This window comes from Faecalibacterium sp. Marseille-Q3530 (genome assembly GCF_017377625.1).
In the GTDB taxonomy this organism is placed as follows: domain Bacteria; phylum Bacillota; class Clostridia; order Oscillospirales; family Ruminococcaceae; genus Faecalibacterium; species Faecalibacterium prausnitzii_E.
Window position 1 is genome coordinate 126959 of sequence record NZ_JAFREH010000002.1, and the last position, 19119, is coordinate 146077.

General features: G+C 59.6%; 15 protein-coding genes. 10 read left to right on the forward strand and 5 right to left on the reverse strand.

Features of this window, described 5'->3' with window-relative positions; all coding sequences use genetic code 11:
* The first annotated feature begins 4 nt into the window (after positions 1 to 4).
* Positions 5 to 829 carry a hypothetical protein gene (locus J3350_RS03740; RefSeq protein WP_207685740.1) on the forward strand — a complete coding sequence of 275 codons (825 nt, stop codon included), beginning with the start codon at positions 5 to 7 and terminating at the stop codon, positions 827 to 829.
* Positions 826 to 1842 (forward strand): hypothetical protein, encoded by a 1017-nt coding sequence (locus J3350_RS03745; protein ID WP_207685741.1) that lies wholly within the window; start codon positions 826 to 828, stop codon positions 1840 to 1842. The genes J3350_RS03740 and J3350_RS03745 overlap by 4 nt, the downstream gene beginning before the upstream one ends.
* On the opposite strand, the gene J3350_RS03750 is transcribed toward J3350_RS03745, so the two are convergent.
* From J3350_RS03750 to J3350_RS03760, 3 genes are read right to left on the reverse strand one after another with little or no spacing between them, the layout of a single operon-like run.
* Positions 1839 to 3188, reverse strand: a complete 1350-nt coding sequence (locus J3350_RS03750; RefSeq protein WP_207685742.1) for a cell wall metabolism sensor histidine kinase WalK — start codon at positions 3186 to 3188, stop codon at positions 1839 to 1841. The genes J3350_RS03745 and J3350_RS03750 overlap by 4 nt on opposite strands.
* Entirely contained in the window at positions 3185 to 3874 is a 690-nt protein-coding gene (locus J3350_RS03755; protein WP_097792300.1) for a response regulator, read from the reverse strand. Before J3350_RS03755 ends, J3350_RS03750 begins: the two co-directional genes overlap by 4 nt.
* Positions 3871 to 5673: a Na/Pi cotransporter family protein gene (locus tag J3350_RS03760; protein WP_097792299.1), complete on the reverse strand. Its 1803-nt coding sequence runs from the start codon at positions 5671 to 5673 to the stop codon at positions 3871 to 3873. Before J3350_RS03760 ends, J3350_RS03755 begins: the two co-directional genes overlap by 4 nt.
* Before the next feature lie 293 nt (positions 5674 to 5966).
* Here J3350_RS03760 and hprK point away from each other — a divergent pair, with 293 nt between their 5' ends.
* The 6 genes from hprK (at position 5967) to pfkA (ending at position 14433) form a co-directional block, all read left to right on the forward strand.
* The gene (gene hprK, locus J3350_RS03765) at positions 5967 to 6902 is read left to right on the forward strand and encodes an HPr(Ser) kinase/phosphatase (protein ID WP_207685743.1); all 936 of its coding nucleotides are present in this window, start codon (positions 5967 to 5969) and stop codon (positions 6900 to 6902) included.
* Between the two features lie 30 nt (positions 6903 to 6932).
* Complete coding sequence (gene murB, locus J3350_RS03770) at positions 6933 to 7871, forward strand: UDP-N-acetylmuramate dehydrogenase (protein ID WP_097792297.1); 939 nt, start codon at positions 6933 to 6935, stop codon at positions 7869 to 7871.
* Positions 7872 to 7883: 12 nt separating this feature from the next.
* Positions 7884 to 8747 (forward strand): RNase adapter RapZ, encoded by an 864-nt coding sequence (rapZ, locus tag J3350_RS03775; RefSeq protein ID WP_097792296.1) that lies wholly within the window; start codon positions 7884 to 7886, stop codon positions 8745 to 8747.
* 27 nt (positions 8748 to 8774) lie between these two features.
* Positions 8775 to 9707 (forward strand): DNA-binding protein WhiA, encoded by a 933-nt coding sequence (gene whiA, locus J3350_RS03780; protein WP_207685744.1) that lies wholly within the window; start codon positions 8775 to 8777, stop codon positions 9705 to 9707.
* Positions 9704 to 13219 (forward strand): DNA polymerase III subunit alpha, encoded by a 3516-nt coding sequence (locus tag J3350_RS03785; RefSeq protein WP_207685745.1) that lies wholly within the window; start codon positions 9704 to 9706, stop codon positions 13217 to 13219. The genes whiA and J3350_RS03785 overlap by 4 nt, the downstream gene beginning before the upstream one ends.
* Positions 13220 to 13458: 239 nt before the next feature.
* Entirely contained in the window at positions 13459 to 14433 is a 975-nt protein-coding gene (gene pfkA / locus J3350_RS03790) for a 6-phosphofructokinase (RefSeq protein ID WP_118552891.1), read from the forward strand.
* Between the two features lie 174 nt (positions 14434 to 14607).
* On the opposite strand, the gene J3350_RS03795 is transcribed toward pfkA, so the two are convergent.
* Positions 14608 to 15477, reverse strand: a complete 870-nt coding sequence (locus tag J3350_RS03795; RefSeq protein WP_207685746.1) for an ATP-binding protein — start codon at positions 15475 to 15477, stop codon at positions 14608 to 14610.
* A gap of 9 nt (positions 15478 to 15486) precedes the next feature.
* Positions 15487 to 16623, reverse strand: a complete 1137-nt coding sequence (locus J3350_RS03800; protein ID WP_207685747.1) for a cysteine desulfurase family protein — start codon at positions 16621 to 16623, stop codon at positions 15487 to 15489.
* Positions 16624 to 16974: 351 nt separating this feature from the next.
* Between J3350_RS03800 and J3350_RS03805 the strand changes: the two genes are divergently transcribed.
* Complete coding sequence (locus J3350_RS03805; RefSeq protein ID WP_207685748.1) at positions 16975 to 18336, forward strand: uracil-xanthine permease family protein; 1362 nt, start codon at positions 16975 to 16977, stop codon at positions 18334 to 18336.
* Positions 18337 to 18475: 139 nt separating this feature from the next.
* Positions 18476 to 19027, forward strand: coding sequence for a ferritin family protein (locus J3350_RS03810; RefSeq protein ID WP_097792290.1), 552 nt, complete (start codon positions 18476 to 18478; stop codon positions 19025 to 19027).
* The last annotated feature ends 92 nt before the right edge of the window (positions 19028 to 19119 follow it).

The following is a 19119-nucleotide window of genomic DNA, read 5'->3' on the forward strand; positions in this document are numbered from 1 at the left end:
GCCAATGGAGCAAACCGGATCGTTCCGTGCCGCCGTGCCGCTCAGCGTTCTGACCGCGGTGCTGGGGCAGTGCATCACTTCCGGCAGCGCCATGCCAGCCCGGCTGTTGCTGCTGCAGGGGTTCCCCATGGCGCTGGGCATCGGCCTGCTTTCGTCCTGCTTGATGCCCGCCGAAGGGGAAGAGGGGCTTCGTTCCGAAACCGGCATCCGCCCCCGGCTGCTCTGTCTGCTTTTGTCCGTGTGGTTTGGCGCAGAGCTGTGGGAGACGCTTTGGCAGTCACAGCAGGTGTGCCGGGAGCAGTTTTCGTCCATGGCAGTCCTCGGCGTTCTGCCGCTGCTGCTGTGGGCGGGCTGGCAGCTGAAGCCGGACGTCTTTTCCCGCAGTGCGGGGGTCTTGTGGTGGGCACTGGCGCTGGCGGGCCTTGCCTGCGTTGGAAGCCTGCACGGCCAGCTTCACTGGGAGAATCTTTTCCCCGCAGCGGAACCCACAGGGAATCTCCGTTTCCCGCTTTATGCGGAATCCATCGCGTGGCCGCTTCTATTTGGAAAACGCGGATGCACCGGAAGGCGCTGCTTCCTGCTGCCGTTTCTGACGCTGGCGGGGCTGTTCGGTTTTGCGCTGGGGCGGGAACTTCTGTTCGGGCCTGGCCGTCCGCTTCCGGGAAATGAGCTGCTACACACCGGGACGCTGGGACGTGTCTCCCGGCTGGATGCAGCCTTCCTGCTCGTCTGGCTGGCAGCGGCACTGTTCCGGGGCTGCTTTCTGGTGCGGGTCCTGCGGGAACTGCTCTGCCGCCCGGAGGAACCGGAAAAGGGGGTGCCGGAATGAGAGCTTCTCATGCACTGCGCTGGCTGGCAGGGGGCGTTCTGGTGCTCTGGTGCGGCGTCTTTCTGCGGATGGAGACCACCGAGAAAAGTATGGTGCGGGCACTCATCGTCCAGCCGAACCGCAGCGGCTGGGCGGTGCAGCTGCTCTATCAGTTCCCGGAAGCAGCTGCGGATGCCTCCGACGCCGTGGCAGAAATTCGAAGCTGTTCGGCCGAGGATGCCACGCTGCCGCTCGCGCTGCACAAAGCCGAACTGGAACTGCCCAAAACTGCAAATTACCGGCTGTGTGAATATCTTCTCTTTGACGAAACAGCGTCACAAACAGATGTCTTGGAGCTGGAGGAGTTTCTGCAAACGGAACCCGTCAGCCGCCTGTCGGCGCGGGTGCTCTTTGTCGCTGGCATCGGGAAACTGACGGAAGAAACTCCGCCGGATGGTCTGCCGGGCAGCGGGGCGGAATCGGAAGAGACCGATGCAGCCTCGGAAACGCTTCCGGGAGCGCTTTTACAGGCCGCCGAGGATACCGCCGCACGGGCTCCGCATTTGTACGAGTGCGCAGCGGGGGCCGTGATCCCCATCTTAGAAATTGAGGAGAACGGGGTGACATGGCAGAAGGAGAGCCGCCTTTTGACTGCGCAGGAAAGCACCCGACTTTCCCCGAACGAGACGGCCATGGCGCAGCTCTTGCAGGAACGGACGATGCCGGTGGAGTTCGCACTGGAAGGGGAGACTGTCATCCTCCGGCGCTGTGTCGTTTCGGTGGAAGCGGAAGGAAACGGGTTTGCGGTCATGCTGACCGGCCAGCGCAGGGCGGGCACACCGCCGGTGGCGGAAAGCGTGTGCCGCCAGCTGGAGGCTCTCTGCGAAGGAACCATCGTCCGGACCTGGCAGTCAGGCGCAGACCTTCTCCGGCTGGGCGCAGTCCGTGCGCTGAAGGAAGGGCCGGGTGCCTTTTTTACAACAAAAAACGCCTGCCCGGAAGTGCGGGCAAGCGTGAAAATGCTGGATCTTTAATGGGCAGTCTCAAAGACGACGGTGATGGTCGTGCCGACATTGATCTCGCTTTCCAGCCGGATACGGGCGTTGTGGATGCGGGCAATGTGCTTGACGATGGCCAGCCCCAGCCCGGTGCCGCCGGTGGCCTTGCTCCGGCTCTTATCGACCCGGTAGAAGCGCTCGAACACGCTGGACTGGGCTTCTTTCGGGATGCCGATGCCATTGTCCTTGACGGTCAGGGTGCAGTGCCCATCCCGTGTGCAGGCGGTGATGAGCTGGACCTTTCCGCCGGGGCGGTTGTACCGGATGGCGTTGTCGCAAAGGTTCTGGCACAGCTCATCCAGCAGGCTCCGGCTGCCCAGCACAGGGGAGCTCTCGCCGAGGTAGGTCAGGGAGATGAACGACTTCTGCGCGTTCACCTTCTGGCGCTCGACGCACTCCTTGGCCACATCCAGCAGATCGACCGTCTCCATCTGGGGAGTGTCGTTGGTCTCCGAAACGTTGTCCAGATGGGACAGCTGCAAGATATCGTTGACCAGCTGGATCATCCGGCTGGCTTCTACATGGATCTTCCGGCCGAACTCCGGCACATCCGCAGACTTGGCGATGCCGGTCTCAATGAGTTCGGCATAACCGGAAATGCTGGTCAGGGGTGTTTTCAGCTCGTGGCTGACATTGGCCGTAAACTCCTGCCGCATCTTCTCGTTGTTTTCGCGGAGCAACCGGTCCGAGTGGATGCTCTCGGCAAAGGGGATCAGCTCCTTGTACGGCACATTTTCCTGGATGTGTTCCAGATCGTCCGTCATCTTCAGAATGGGCTGGACGAGGCTCCGGGTCAGCAGACCGGCCATCATGGCAGCTGCGCCCATCATCACGATGCAGCTCAGCACGATGGCCGGCAGGGCCGCATCGTAGATGGACCAGATGGTCTCGGAATCCTGCGCCACACGGAGGATGTCACCATCCGGCAGGAGCATGGCGTAGTAATACGTCTCATACCCCAGCGTCTGGGAGTCGCGGCGGTTGCGGCCGATTCCCTCCTGCTTGGCCTGCTGGATCTCCGGGCGGCCCAGGTGGTTCTCCATCTGCTGGCTGGTCGCGGATTCGAACAGGACACTGCCGTCCGAGGCGATGAGCGTGATGCGCAGATCGCCGTTGACATAGGCAGAGAGCTGGGCCGGGTCGTCGATCTGTTCACACCCGGCGGCAACGAGGCTGGCCTCGTTTTCCAGCGCCGCCCATGCCTGCTCCCGGAAGGCTCTGTGGAATACGAAGATGCAGAGCACGGCGGTGCAGATCAGCCCGACAAAGCCCATCCAGAACAGCCGATAACTGATTTTTTCTTCCATGCTCCGTGGTTTCATTCTTCGTTTTCCTCCTCGTTGTCGGCCAGCTTGTAGCCGACCTTCCGCACGGTGCAGATGTACTTTCCGGCATCGCCCAGCTTTTTGCGCAGGGTGCGGATGTGCATATCCACGGTGCGGCTCTCCACCGAGATGTCGGTGCCCCACACCACCTGCAAGATGGTCTCGCGGGTCACAACAAGGTTGGTGTTTTCCAGCAGCAGGCGGAGCAGGCTGTATTCCTTGTAGGTCAGGTCGATGTGGGCGTCGTTCACCGTCACGATGTGGCGGGCGTTGTCCAGCAGGATCTCATGGAAGGCGTAGACATTCGTCTTTTCCTCCGGGGCCGAGCGGCGCAGCGCAGCTCGCACCCGGCTCAAAAACTCCATGATGCCAAACGGCTTAGTGATGTAATCGTCTGCGCCGCAGTCCAGCCCGCGCACGGTGTCCAGCTCGCTGGATTTGGCCGTGACCATGATGATGGGCAGGCGCCGCAGGGAAGGGGTATTGCGCAGCTTTTTCAGGATGGAGAAGCCATCCTCACCGGGAAGCATGACGTCCAGGATGACCAGCTCCGGCACGGCGGCATTCATGGCCTGCCAGAAGCTCTCGGACGATTCAAAGCTCTGCACGTCATATCCGCTGGACTGAAGTGCATACTGCTCCAGCTCCCGGATGGCGGCGTCGTCTTCTACGATATAGATCATGCCTTGGGGTCCTCCTTTTCGCTTGCCACGGCGGGTTCACCGTCTGGGAAGAGATACCGCTCGCGGTAACGGTCCAGGCGGCGGCGGAACTGTTCGCTCTCCTTGGTGTCGTTGCCGTAGCGGAGATCGTTCAGATAGGCGTGGGTATCAAAGCTGTCCTGTGCGACTTCGATCTGGGCAACGGCAACGTTGCTGCAGTGGTCGCAGACACGCTCATAGTTGGTCAGCAGGTCTTCCAGCACGAAGCCGTATTCGATGGAGCAGCTGCCAGCCTGCAGGCGGGCCACATGCCGTGCCTTGATGGCGCGGACCAGTTCGTCCACAACGGTCTCCATGGGTTCGACCTTGCTGGCCAGATGCAGGTCGGCCTTGCGGAACGCATCGGTCGTGCGGCTCAGCACATCCTGCACCGCGCCTTCCAGAACCTGCAGCTCCTCGTGCGCATCCTGGGAGAACGCGATGTTCTTGGCGTGGATCTCTTCGGCAGAGCTGAGCAGATTCACAGAGTGGTCGCTGATGCGCTCGAAATCGCTGATGGTGTGGAGCAGGGTGTTCACGCTCTGGCTGTCGGCGTGGCTCAGCTCCCGGCTGGACAGCTTGACCAGATAGGTGCCGAGGGCATCTTCGTACTGGTCTACCTTGGCCTCTTCGTCCCGGACTTTCTGGGCCAGTGTGTCGTCCCACTGGTGGGTCAGGCTCATGGCCTGCACCACACCCACGCGGGCCAGCTCGGCCATATCTGCAGTGGCGGCGCGGGCGCGCTCCACAGCAACGGCGGGCGTCTTGAGCAGACGCTCATCCAGCAGGGCGAAGCTCTCTTTCTTGGCATCGTCCGGGATGGTGAGGATGGCCAGCTTTTCCAGAACGTTGGCGAACGGCAGCAGGACCGCCGTGGCCGCAATGTTGAACACAGAGTGGATGACAGCGATGCCCCACGCCGTGACGGTATCGTTGACAAAGGTGAAGTGCAGGACCAGATTCAGGCCATAGTACATTGCCAGAAAGAGGGTCACACCGATGATGTTGAAGTACAGATGCACCATGGCGGCGCGGCGGGCATTTTTGTTGGCACCCACAGAGGAGATCAGCGCGGTGACGCAGGTGCCGATGTTCTGGCCCATGATGATGGGGATGGCGCTGCCGTAGGTGATGACGCCGGTGGAGCTGAGCGCCTGCAGGATGCCGACGCTGGCGCTGGAGCTCTGGATGATGCCGGTGACGAGTGCGCCGACCAGAACACCCAGCAGCGGGTTGGAGAAGCGGATGAAGAGGTTGGTGAACCAGACTTCATCCTGCAGCGGGGTGACCGCATTGGACATGGCGGTCATGCCGGTCATCAGAACGGCAAAGCCGATGAGGATGGTGCCGATGCCCTTCCGCTTTTCGTTCTTGCCCATGTAGAGCAGGATGCCGATGAAAGCCAGCAGGGGGCTGAACGAGGTTGGCTTGAGCAGCTGGATAAAGAAGCTGTCGCCCTGCAGGCCGGAAAGGCTCAGGATCCAGCTGGTGACGGTGGTGCCCACGTTGCTGCCCATGATGATGCCGATGGCCTGGTGCAGCTCCATGATGCCGCTGTTGACGAAGCCGACCACCATAACGGTGGTGGCGCTGGAAGACTGGATCACGGCAGTGACGCCGAGGCCCAGGAAAAAGCCCTTGAGCGGGTTATCGGTCAGCTTGCTCAGGATCTTTTGCAGCTGGCCGCCCGCCTGCTTTTCCAGAGCCTTGCCCATGATGTCCATGCCGAACAGGAACAGGGCCAGGCCTCCCAGGAGCGAAAAAACGTTGAAGATTGTCATATATGCGTTCCTCACTTTTAATTGACGTGAAATTCTCCTGATTCTGAGTATAGACACGCAATGTAAAATCGGAAATCGGCAGAGTGTAAAATTCATGTAAAGCGACAGACTTTTTCCGCTCTTCAGGGCTTACTTCCTATTATAAAGGAAAATCGGGTGGATGCAACCGTGAAACGCAGGAACTTTTCCCAAAAGAATCATTGTAATCCGAAACCATCTCGTTTATAATAAGAGAAGGAATGCCTGCGGGAGGGTCTGCCCGCAGTTGAGGAATACACGCAGGAGGAAGAACGATGGCGAATTTTACCGTTTCGCTCAAGAAGCTGACCGAAAAGGTCAGCATGGATGTGGTCTACGCTCCGCAGGACCTCGAAAACATCAGCGTCGAGATCGCGGAAGTCAACCGTCCGGGTCTGTTCCTGGCGGGCTATTACGATTACTTTGATAAACTGCGGCTGCAGATCATGGGGCTGGCCGAGATGAACTTCCTGTCCGGCCTTTCGCCGGAAAAGCGCTACGAAGCGCTGGACCAGCTGTTCCGTCAGCAGCCGCCGGCTGTTATCGTGGGCCGCAGCGAGGAGCTGAAACCGTTCCCGGAGATGCAGGAGCTGGCCAAAAAGCACGGCGTGGCGCTGCTGCGCTCCAACGAAACGACCTGCACCCTGATGGGCAGCCTCATCAGTGTGCTGAACCTGGAGCTGGCCCCCCGCATCACCCGCCACGGTGTGCTGGTGGAGGTGTACGGCGAGGGCATCCTCATTCTGGGTGACAGCGGCATCGGCAAGAGCGAGCTGGCGATCGAGCTGGTCAAGCGCGGCCACCGCCTTGTGGCCGACGATGCTGTGGAGCTGCGCAAGGTCTCGAACCGCCAGATCATGGGCACGGCCCCGGAGAACATCCGCCACTTCATTGAACTGCGCGGCATCGGCATCGTCAATGTGGCCCGCGTGTTCGGTGTGGGCGCGGTCAAGGTGAGCGAGAGTCTGGATCTCGTGGTCCAGCTGGAAGCCTGGGACCCCACCAAAAACTATCAGCGCACCGGTCTCGAAAGCGAGTATTACGAGATCCTGGGCGTCAACATCCCCAGCACCAGCATCCCGGTCTCGCCGGGACGCAACCTCGCCGTTGTGCTGGAAACGGCAGCCATCAACAACCGCCAGAAGAAGATGGGCTACAACGCCGCCAAGGAGCTGCTCATCCGTCTGGGCCTCGAAGGCACCATCGAATAAGATTCTCATACGAAAAGGAACGAAGCGTTTATGGAACGATTGAAACAACAGCTGCAGGCCGAAGGCATTGCCTACCGGGCAGACGAGCCGCTGGCAGCCCACTGCACCTTTAAGATCGGCGGCCCGGCGGATGTGTTCGCCCTGCCGGAGACCGAAGAGCAGCTCTGCCGCGTGATCGCACTCTGCAAAGAGCAGGGCGTGAAGTACTACCTGCTGGGCAACGGCAGCAACATTCTGTTTGAGGATGCCGGTTACCGGGGCGTGGTCATTGATACCATGGCCCTGAAAATGGGCATCGGCTTTCTGGAACAGGTCGCGCATCCGGGGGCAGCGCCGGGCGAGGTCTATGATGCTGTGGTTGCCGGTGCGGGCCTGAAGCTTTCGAGCCTGTGCACCGCCGCACTGGAAGACAGCCTGACCGGGCTGGAATTTGCCTACGGCATCCCCGGCACGGTGGGCGGTGCGGTCTATATGAACGCTGGAGCCTACGGCGGCGAGATGAAGGATGTGCTGCAGTCGGTGCGGTATCTGACGCAGGACGGCGACATTGTGGAGGCAGAGACTGCCGCGCTCGACCTTTCCTACCGGCACAGCATCTTTGAGGAAAACGGCGGCTGCATCCTGAGCGCAACGTTCCATCTGAAGCGGGGCGACCCGGACGCCATCAAAGCCCGGATGAACGAGCTGATGGCAAAGCGGGTGGAAAAGCAACCGCTCGACAAGCCCAGCGCCGGCAGCACCTTCAAGCGCCCGGCTGGCGCGTTTGCGGCGGCCCTCATCGACCAGTGCGGCTTGCGTGGCTTCCGCCACGGTGGCGCGGCCGTCAGCGAGAAGCACTGCGGCTTCGTGGTGAACCTGGGCGGCGCGACCTGCGCCGATGTGCTGGCCCTGTGCGACGAGGTGCGGGCCATCGTAAAGGAAAAGACCGGGTTCGACCTGGAAAAAGAGATTCGTGTCGTGAAAGCATAAGAGGGAAGAAAAATGGATCTGCTGATCGTAAGCGGGCTTTCCGGCGCAGGAAAGTCTGTGGCTATGAATGCGCTGGAAGATATCGGCTTTTTCTGCATCGACAATGTCCCGGCGGAACTGCTGCCGAGCATCACCGCATTCTCCAAAGCCGGTGACAACAAGCTGAAGCGGGTGGCGCTGTCCATGGACGTGCGCGGCTGCCGTTCCAGCGAGGAAATCGAAAAGGCGCTCGACCTGCTGGACCAGCAGGGGATCGCCTACGAGATCCTCTTCCTCGACGCACCGGACGATGTGCTGATGCGCCGTTACAGCGAGACCCGCCGCCGCCACCCGATCAGCATTGCGGAGGGCATCTCCACGCGGGAAGCTTTCCAGAAAGAACACCAGATCCTCCGCCCCTTTAAGGAACGTGCGAATTATATCGTGGATACGGCGCTGCTCTCCACCGCGCAGAACAAGGAGCGCATCTGCGAACTCTTTGTGCAGAACGGCGGGGCGAAAAGCGCGATGCGGCTGACGGTGATGTCGTTCGGCTTCAAGTTCGGCGTCCCGGCGGACGCAGACCTGGTGCTGGATGTGCGCTGCCTGCCCAATCCGTTCTATGTCCCGGATCTGAAGTTCAAGACCGGCCTGGATCAGGAGGTCGTGGATTTCGTCATGGGCAAACCGGAGGCGCAGGAACTGCTGCGCCGGTACGAAGCATTTCTGGAATATGCCCTGCCGCTCTACGTCAAGGAGGGTAAGAGCCAGCTGACCATTGCCGTGGGGTGCACGGGCGGCAAACACCGCTCCATCACCTTTGCGCGGAAGATCGCGGAATACTGCGAGGGCCTGGGCTACCAGCCCGGCGTCCAGCACCGCGATGCCTCCCGCTGAACGGCAGATCGAAGAAGGAACGACAAAATGAGTTTTGCATCCCAGGCACGGGAAGAGATCGCGCAGCACAGCCTGCAATTGCAGAAAGACTGCTGCGTCCGCGCGGCGGCCTACGGCATCGCCTGCTTTGCCAAATATTTCGACGCCAAGGGCCTTGTGCTCCAGACGGAGCAGGAGCTGACCGCCCGCGTGGCTGAGCAGCTGTTTGCCCGTTGCGGCGTCCGGGGCACCATTCTGGAAAAGAGCCGCCCCAGCGGGGTGGTGTACGAGTTTGGCATCCGGGAGCCTGAACAGGTGGCGCGGCTGCATGAACTGTTCGGCACCACCGGTAGCGAGACGAGCTTGCAGATCGACCCCCGGATGATCCGCTGCCAGACCTGCGTCAGCGCCTACATCGGTATGGCGTTTCTCTGCGGCGGAACCGTCACGGACCCAAAAAAAGAATACAACATCGAATTTTTAACGAGCCGCACCAATCTCGCCAGAGACTTTGAAGCGTTGCTGGCCGAGCACGAGTTTGCGCCCCACCGCACCCGCCGCAACGGCGTGAACCTGGTTTACGTCAAGAGCTGCGCCAACGTGGAGCGCATTCTGGCGTTTATGGGTGCGGCCCAGGCGGCAGCGCAGATCAATGCGCAGAAAGCCGTGAAGCAGATGCGGAACCAGATCAACCGCCACACCAACTGCGATACCGCCAACCTCGGCAAAACAGCCCGCGCCAATGCGCAGACGCTGAAAGCCATCCGCTTTTTGCAGGAGCAGAATGCGCTGGAGACCCTGCCAGAGGTGCTGCAGCAGGCAGCGGCAAAGCGGCTGGAAAATCCGGACCTCTCGTTGACGGCGCTCTGTGCCTGCTTTGACCCGCCGGTCAGCAAATCAGGGCTGTCGCATCGGATGAAAAAGCTGGAACTGCTGGCGCAGACCATGCGGGAACGGATGGAACAGGAGGAAACGAAGTGAGCGAGATCAGCGAAAACAATCATCTGGGGCGGGATTTCGTCCACCTCCATATCCATACGGAATACAGCCTGCTGGACGGTGCCTGCCGCATCGACCAGCTGATGGACCGCGTGAAGGAGTGCGGGCAGACGGCCATCGCCTGCACCGACCACGGTGTCATGTACGGCTGTGTGCAGTTTTACAAAGCGGCCAAAAAAGCGGGCATCAAGCCCATCATCGGCTGCGAAGTCTACGTTGCCACCCGTACCCGGTTCGATAAGGTCAACAAGATCGACGGCAACAACCATTTGATCCTGCTGTGCAAAAATGAGACCGGCTACAAGAACCTCATCAAGATGGTCTCCGCGGCCTTCACCGAGGGGTTTTACTCCAAGCCCCGCGTTGATAAGCAGCTGCTCGAACAATACCACGAAGGACTTATCTGCCTTTCAGCCTGTCTGGCGGGTGAGATCCCGCAGGCCATTCTGGCGGGGGACTACGAGCGGGCTAAAAGCTCAGCGCTGTGGTATCGGGACCTGTTTGGCGAAGGCAATTACTACATTGAGCTGCAGGACCACGGCCTGGAAGAGGACACCATCGTTCTGCCCCAGCTCATCAAGCTGGCGCGGGAGACGGGCATCCCCATGGCCGCCACCAACGACTCCCACTATCTGCGCAGGGAAGACGCCAAAATGCAGAGCATCCTTCTCTGCATCCAGACCGGCAAGACCATGCAGGACGCCGATAAGATGGAGTTCCAGACCGATGAGTTTTACGTCAAGACGACGGATGAAATGTACGATCTGTTCGCCATGGTGCCGGAGGCCTGCGAGAACACCCAGAAGATCGCGGACCAGTGTAACTTTGATTTTGACTTCGGCCACACCAAGATCCCCTACTACAAAGCGCCCAACGGGATGGACAACCAGGCCTTTTTTGAAAAGCTCTGCTGGGAGGGTCTGGAGCGCCGCTACGGCCCCGATGTCCCGCAGGCCAACAAAGACCGCCTGACCTACGAGATCGGCGTGGTCAAGACGATGGGCTACACGAACTACTATCTGATCGTCTGGGATTATATCAACTACGCCAAGAGCCAGGGCATCCCGGTGGGGCCGGGCCGTGGTTCCGGTGCAGGCAGCATTGCCGCCTACAGCGTCGGCATCACCGACATCGACCCCATCCGCTACAACCTCATCTTCGAGCGTTTCCTGAACCCCGAACGTGTCAGTATGCCCGACTTCGACGTGGACTTCTGCTATGAGCGCCGTCAGGAAGTCATCGACTACGTCAACCGGAAATATGGTGCTGACCATGTGGCGCAGATCGTCACCTTTGGCACCATGGCCGCCCGCAACGCCATCCGTGACGTGGGCCGTGTGATGGGGATGCCCTATCAGGACGTGGATGTGGTCGCAAAGCAGGTCCCGATGGAACTGAAGATGACGCTGAAGCGCGCATTGGAAGTCTCGGCCGAGCTGAAGCGGATGTACGACACCGACCCGAAGGTCCAGGAACTGATCGACACGGCCCTCAAGGTGGAGGGAATGCCGCGCCATGCGTCCACCCACGCGGCGGGCGTCGTCATCACCCCGGAACCGACCGACTACTATCTGCCCCTCGCCACCAACGACGGTTTGCCTGTGACCCAGTTCAACATGACCGAGATCGAGGAGCTTGGCCTGCTGAAGATGGACTTCCTCGGCCTGCGCACACTGACGGTCATTCGGGATGCGGAAACGGCCATCCAGAAAAAAGAGCCGGATTTCTCCGTTGCAGCGCTCGATTACGATGACCCGGAGACCTACAAAATGCTGGGTCAAGGCGAGACGGAGGGCGTGTTCCAGCTCGAATCTTCGGGCATGAAGCAGGTCCTCGTAGGGCTGCAGCCGCAGAACCTGGAAGATGTCATCGCACTCATCAGTCTGTACCGCCCCGGCCCGATGGATTCCATCCCGACCTATCTGCGCAACCGCCACGAGCCGGAAAAGATCAGCTACAAGACCCCGCAGCTGGCCCACATTCTGGATGTGACCAACGGCTGCATTGTCTATCAGGAGCAGGTCATGCAGATCTTCCGTGAGCTGGCAGGCTTTTCGTTCGGGCAGGCAGACAATGTCCGCCGCGCCATGAGCAAGAAGAAACATGCGGTCATGGAGGCAGAGCGGGAACACTTTGTCCACGGTTGCACCGAGCCCGGCCACGAGTGTCCCGGCTGCGTGGCCAACGGCATCTCGGAAAAGGTCGCCAACGAGATCTATGACGAAATGTCGAGCTTTGCGTCCTATGCGTTCAACAAGAGCCATGCGGCCTGCTATGCGTATGTCGCATTCCAGACAGCCTATCTCAAGTGCCATTACCCCAGCGAGTTCATGGCGGCCTTGCTGACCAGCGTGCTCGATAATACCGACAAGGTCATCGAGTATTCGGGCGAATGTGCCCGCCTGGGCATCCGGGTGCTCCCGCCGGATATCAACATCTCGAACGGCGGCTTTACGGCGGATGCCAGGGGGCAGATCCGGTTCGGCCTGAACGCGGTCAAGAGCGTGGGCCGCAACCTTGTGGAACGCATCGTGGAAGAGCGTGGGGAAAAGCCCTATGCCAGCCTGTATGATTTCTGCAAGCGGCTGTACGGCAACGAAATGAACCGCCGGGCCGTGGAAAGCCTCGTCAAGGCGGGCGCATTCGACAGCATGGGCGAGAACCGCCACAGCCTCGTGGAGGCCGTGGATGGCATCATCAAGAGCGTGGAGAGCGACTCCCGGCGGAATCTGGACGGGCAGCTCGACCTGTTCTCGCTGATGAGCGGGGGAGCACAGAGCACGTCGAAGGATGTGTATGAGATCCGGCACCTCGAAGAATACTCCCACACCGAACTGTTGCAGCAGGAAAAAGAGGTCAGCGGCCTATATCTGTCCGGCCACCCGCTGGATGCGTACCGGGAGCAGTCGGCAAAGTTTGCGACCCATTCCATCAAGGCCCTGACCGGCGAGGAAGCGCATGGGCTGGACAACGCCCATGTCCGTATCGTCTGCACCATTGTCAAGAGCCGGATGATGACCACCAAGTCGAACAGCCTGATGGCCTTTACCAGCGTGGAAGACCTGACCGGCACAATGGAGGTCATCGTCTTCCCGAAGGTGCTGGAGGTCTTCCGGGATGCCATCCGAGAAAATGCCGTTGTGGTCATTGAGGGGCGTCTGTCGGTCCGCGAGGACGAGCCGTCCAAGCTGATGGCCGAAAGCATCTCGCCCATTGAAGGCTACGACCCCAAACACCCGCAGGCAAACCGTCCGGACCGGATGCGGGATGCGGCCCAGCGGCTCTATATCCGTCTGCCGTCGCGCAGCTGCCCGCAGTATGCAAAAGTCGTCAACCTGCTGGAGATTTTTGACGGTGATATGCCGGTCATCTTCTATCTGGAGGACACCAAACAGAAGCTTGCGGCCCCCCGCAGACTGTATACTTCCGGCCATCCGCTCTTCTTCCAGGAGCTGCGGCGTCTGGTCGGCGAAAAGAACGTTGCAACAAAATAACATGCCGCGGAACGAATCGTGCAGATGCAACTTTCATAAAAATTATCGCAGCTTCGCGGCAAAGCAGACTTTAGCAAAATTTTAACGGAGTTTCAAAAAGGTATTGGATTCACAGGAAAACTGTGCTATAATAATTCAAGGCAAGTCGTATCAGAAATGAGCAAAGCAATGGAGCAGTGTCAGGAAGAAGGGGCACTGCTCCGAGGTGAATGAAGAAACAATTGGAGGGAATCTCTCTTATGGAAAAGCAAATCAAAACGATTGGTGTCTTGACCAGCGGCGGCGACGCCCCCGGCATGAATGCTGCAGTGCGCGCTGTGGTTCGTACCGGCCTGCACAAGGGATTTCGGATGATCGGCATTCAGCGCGGCTACAACGGCCTGCTGAACGGCGAGTGCTTTGAAATGAACCTGCGCAGTGTTTCCAACATCATCCAGGCCGGCGGCACCATCCTGTACACCGCCCGCTGCCTGGAGTTCAAGACCAAAGAGGGCCAGGACAAGGGCGCTGCCAAGTGCCGCGAACTCGGCATTGATGCGCTGGTCGTCATCGGCGGCGACGGCTCCTACCGTGGCGCCCGTGAGCTGGCACACCGCGGCATCCCGATGATCGGCCTGCCCGGCACCATCGACAATGATATTGCCTGCACCGATTACACCATCGGCTACGATACCGCGATGAACACCGCTCTGGAAATGATCGACAAACTGCGCGACACCACCCAGAGCCACGACCGCTGCAGCGTTGTCGAGGTCATGGGCCGCAATGCGGGTTACATCGCTCTGAACGTCGCCATCGCCTCTGGTGCAATGGCGGTCCTGCTGCCGGAGAAGGAATTCGACATGCAGCACGACATCCTCGATAAGATCACCGAGACGCAGCGCACCGGCAAGCGCCACTTCATCGTCATCGTTGCCGAGGGCATTGGCCACTCGCAGGAGATCGCCAACGAGATCCAGGCCCGCACCGGCATTGATACCCGTGCCACCATTCTGGGCCACGTCCAGCGCGGCGGCTCGCCCACTCTGCGCGACCGCGTAAACGCTTCCGCCATGGGCTACCACGCTGTCTGCCTGCTGGAAGAGGGAAAGTACAACCGCATCGTCGGCATGAAGGGAGAGCACCTCGTGGATTACCCCGTCGATGAGGCTCTTGAAATGACCAAGACCCTCGACCCGGTGCTGATCGACGTTTGTAACACGATCTCTATCTAATAAAAGAGGAAGCCCCTGTTGAGTGTACGTGAACTTGCTGTAAGCGTTTGACTCCAACTGGTTTCACAAAGCTGAAAAGCGGGAATGGATCGGAATCGTCCGGTCCATTCCCGCTTTTTTAGTGAAACAGCTTGTTTATGATACCACCGATGCTGCATGATTTTTCGCAGAACCTCACAGCTCAACGTCAGCTGCTGCTTCCATCGCATGAAACCGTTCCAGAAAGCTGTGCTCTACGCCCTCGGATTTATAGCCCGGCATGGTGTCCAGCGCAACGGCATGGATGCTGCGGAAAATGCTGTTTTCGATGTTGGGGTTGTCGCGCTTGAGGCGGCGGAGCAAGAGCTTGGTCTCCTGCCGCTTGGAACCGCCGCCGCCATTGTCGCACATGGTGCAGTTCTCGGTGAAGCGGCAGGCGCACTGGATGAATTCCAGGTCGTTGTACCGCTTCCAGGCCAGAATGTCCTCCTCGCGGATGCAGTACATCGGGCGGATGAGGGTCATGCCGGGGAAGCTGGTGCTGTGAAGCTTGGGCGGCATAGCCTGCAGCTGGGAGCCGTAGAACATGCTCATGACGGTCGTCTCGATGACATCGTTGAAGTGGTGGCCCAGCGCGATCTTGTTGCAGCCAAGCTCCTTGGCCTTGCTGTACAGGTGACCGCGGCGCATCCGGGCGCACAGGTAGCAGGGGTTCTTGTCGGTGTTGTTGGCCACCGAGAAGATGTTGCTCTCAAAGATGGTCACCGGGATGTGCAGCAGCGCCGCGTTGGATTCGATCTTCTGGCGGTTGAGCTCATTGTAGCCGGGGTCCATCACGAGGAAGACCAGCTCAAAGGGGACATCGCTGTGCTTTTGCAGTTCCTGCATAAGCTTTGCCATCAGCATGGAGTCCTTGCCGCCGGAGATGCAGACGGCGATTTTGTCGCCTGCCTGGATAAGCTCATACCGTTTGACGGCTACGATGAAGGGGGTCCAAAGCTCTTTGCGGTATTTTTTGATGATGCTGCGTTCGATCATCTGATAGGGTTCGAGTTCGCGTTTCATGATTTCTCCTTATCGATCTCCGTGTGCGGCGGTCAGCTGCTGGCAGCAGACGTCGAACACCCGTAAAAATTCCTGGATCTCTGCCTCGGTGGTCAGATGGCTTAGACTGATGCGCCAGGACGAGAGGGCATTGCGGCGGTCTCGGCTGACGGCAAACACTGCGCGGGAGGGCAGGCCATCCGACGAGCAGGCTGATTTGACCGAGACGCAGACGCCGTGGGCGTCCAGTTCCCGCTGAAAGACCGTGCCCTTCACGTCCCGGACACTGAGGTTCAGGATGTGCGGGATGGCGTTTTCCGGGCTGTTGATGCGCACCTCCGGGTGCTGGCACAGGGCCGCGCGGAGTTCCGCGTTCCACTTTTGGACAGAGGCAGAGCGTTCCGGTAGATTTTCCACGGCAAGTTCCAGTGCACAGGCCAGGGAAGACGCCAGCGCCACCGTAGGGGTGCCGCTGCGGTAGATGGTGGTGCTCTCGCCGCCGTGGATGAGCGGCTCCAGTGCCAGATTCCGCCGCTTGAGCAGCAGGCCGATGCCGTTCAGGCCATAGAATTTGTGAGCTGTCAGGCTCATGGTGTCCACCCCTTCAAACGAGACGGGAATCTTTCCAACAGCCTGGGTGGCATCGACATGCAGGTGGCAGTTGGGGTAGTCCTTCAGGATGGCGGCGATCTCCTCCACCGGCTGCACGACGCCGAGTTCGCTGTCTACCAGCGTGACCGCCACGGCGATGGTGTCCGGCCGCAGCAGCTCTTTCAGATGGTCGAGGTCTACGGTTCCGTCCCGCCGGATGTCCAGCAGGTCGATCTCATAGCCCTGCTCCTGCAGCGCGGTCAGAGTGCCGCTGACGGACGAATGCTCCAGCGGGGTGGAGATGATGTGCCTGCCCGCATGGCGGGAGAGCCGGGCCAGCCCCTTGAGCGCGAAGTTGTTGGATTCGCTGGCACCGGAGGTATAGATGATCTCGGCAGGCTGTACGCCCAGCAAAGCGGCGATCTTCATCGTGGCAGCGTCGATCTCGGCTCTGGCGGCGGTGCCTGCCTGATGATGGGAGTTGGCGTTGCCGATGCAGCGCCGCTCTACGGAGCAGAACCGGTCGAGCACCTGCGGGTCGGCCGGGGTATTGGCGGAATAATCCAGATAGATCATTGGGTCTCCTTAAATCTCAATCCATTTAATCGGTATTATTATAGTGCGCAGGGGGCCGGATTGCAAGATGCAGGTGCAAAATGCTGCCGCAGGGGAATAAAACCTGAAAAAGAAAGCAATCGCAGAAAGAACACCAAAAAACCGGAAATCCATTGCAGAACGGGGTGGTTTCTGATATACTTTACAGCGTACGAAGGGAAGGGGAGAGCAGAATGCACGGTTCAACTTTGCGGAGCACGGAGGCTGTTCTCCCGTCCCGAATGTTTTTTCTTCCCGAAAGTTGAGGCACTGTCGCTTTTTTGCGGCAATGCCTCTTTTTTTGGAAGTAAAACGCGAAAGGAGAACTCTTTTATGAGTGAAAAAATCGACTACTCCAAAGGCATTTACGACGCGCGCCAGCTGGGCACGGGTCGGATGCTGATCCTCGGCGTACAGCACATGTTCGCCATGTTCGGTGCCACGGTGCTGGTGCCGCTGCTGACGGGCCTGAGCGTCTCCACCACGCTGCTCTGCGCAGGTCTTGGTACGCTGCTGTTCCATCTGGTCACCAGAGGCAAGGTCCCGGCTTTTCTTGGCTCGTCGTTTGCCTATCTGGGCGGCTTTTCCATCGTAGCCCCCATGCTGGCAGATGCCAACGGCAACCTGACCGTTGCCAACACGAAGATGCTGCCTTATGCCTGCGCAGGCGTTGCCTTTTCCGGCATCCTGTATCTGGTGGTCAGCCTGCTCATCTCCACCTTCGGCATCCGCCGCATCATGAAGTTCTTCCCGCCGGTGGTCACGGGCCCCATCATCATCTCCATCGGTCTGATCCTGGCACCCTCTGCCATCACCAACTGTGAGTCGAACTGGCTGCTGGCCTTTGTGGCGCTGGGCACGGTCATCGTCTGCAACATCTGGGGCAAGGGCATGGTCAAGATCCTGCCCATCCTCATCGGTGTTCTGGTCTCCTATGCGGTCGCTCTCGTGACCGGCGCCGTGGATTTCCAGGCCATCGCTGCCGCCGACTGGTTCGGCATCCCGCTGCATCAGAACGCCATGGGCCTGTTCGCCATCGACGGCAGCCCGGAGTTCATCAGCGCCCTCTTCACCATCCTGCCCATCGCACTGGCGACCATGATGGAGCACGTCGGTGATATTGCCGCCATCAGCGCCACCGTCGGCCACAACTATATCAACGACCCCGGCCTGAACCGCACCCTGATGGGCGACGGCCTTGCGACCGCCATGGCCGGCCTGCTGGGCGGCCCGGCCAACACCACCTACGGCGAGAACACCGGCGTTCTCGCGCTGAGCCGCATCTACGACCCGCTGGTCATCCGCATCGCTGCGGTGCTGGCCATCATCCTGAGCTTCAGCCCCAAGTTTGAGGCTGTCATCAACACCATCCCTACCGGCATCATCGGCGGTATCAGCTTCGTGCTGTACGGCATGATCTCTGCCATCGGTGTCCGCAACGTGGTCGAGAACCGGGTGGACTTCACCAACAGCCGCAACCTGATCGTTGCTGCTGTCATTCTGGTGTCTGCGCTGGGCTTCAACTCGGTGGGCGGCCTGACCTTCATGGTGGGCAGCGTCTCCATCAATCTGTCCGGTCTGGCCATCGCTGCCATCGTCGGCATCCTGCTCAACGCCATCCTGCCCGGCAACGATTATGAGTTCGACGCAGCCGACGGTTCTGACGCTGCCACCAGCGGCAATCTCCAGGTGTAAACAAACTGTTAAATAGGAATAATTCTTAAAATTATCCTTGACTAACCTAGGAATCATTGCTATAATAGGCTCAGAAACCAAGGCCGACCGTACCAGGGAAGGCCAAAAGAATAACTGAGAAATTATGGAGGTCTATCTTATGAAAAAGTATGTCTGCACCGTTTGTGGTTATATCGCTGAAGGCTCCATCCCGGAGCAGTGCCCCGTCTGCAAGGCTCCCGCTTCTGCATTCGTAGAGAAGACCGGCAACACCTATGTGACCGAGCATGTCGTCGGCATCGGCAAGGCTGAGGGTGTCCCTCAGGAGATCGTGGACGGTCTGCGCGCAAACTTCGAGGGTGAGTGCAGCGAGGTCGGCATGTATCTGGCCATGGCCCGCGTCGCAGAGCGCGAGGGCTACCCGGAGATCGCTGAGGCTTACAAGCGCTACGCTTACGAGGAAGCTGACCACGCATCCCGCTTCGCCGAGCTGCTGGGTGAGGTCGTCACCGACAGCACCAAGAAGAACCTGATGATGCGCGCTGAGGCCGAGTGCGGTGCCTGCGCTGGCAAGATGGACCTGGCCAAGAAGGCAAAGGCTCTGAACCTGGATGCCATCCACGACACCGTCCATGAGATGGCGAAGGACGAAGCCCGTCATGGCCGTGGCTTCGAGGGCCTGCTGAAGCGCTACTTCAACACTGAGGTCTGATCCCGTTTTTTCAAAAGCTGCTGTGTGGCTCAAGCTGCACAGCAGCTTTTTTGCTTGACGCGCCAGGCGGCAAAGCGTACAATGAGACAAAA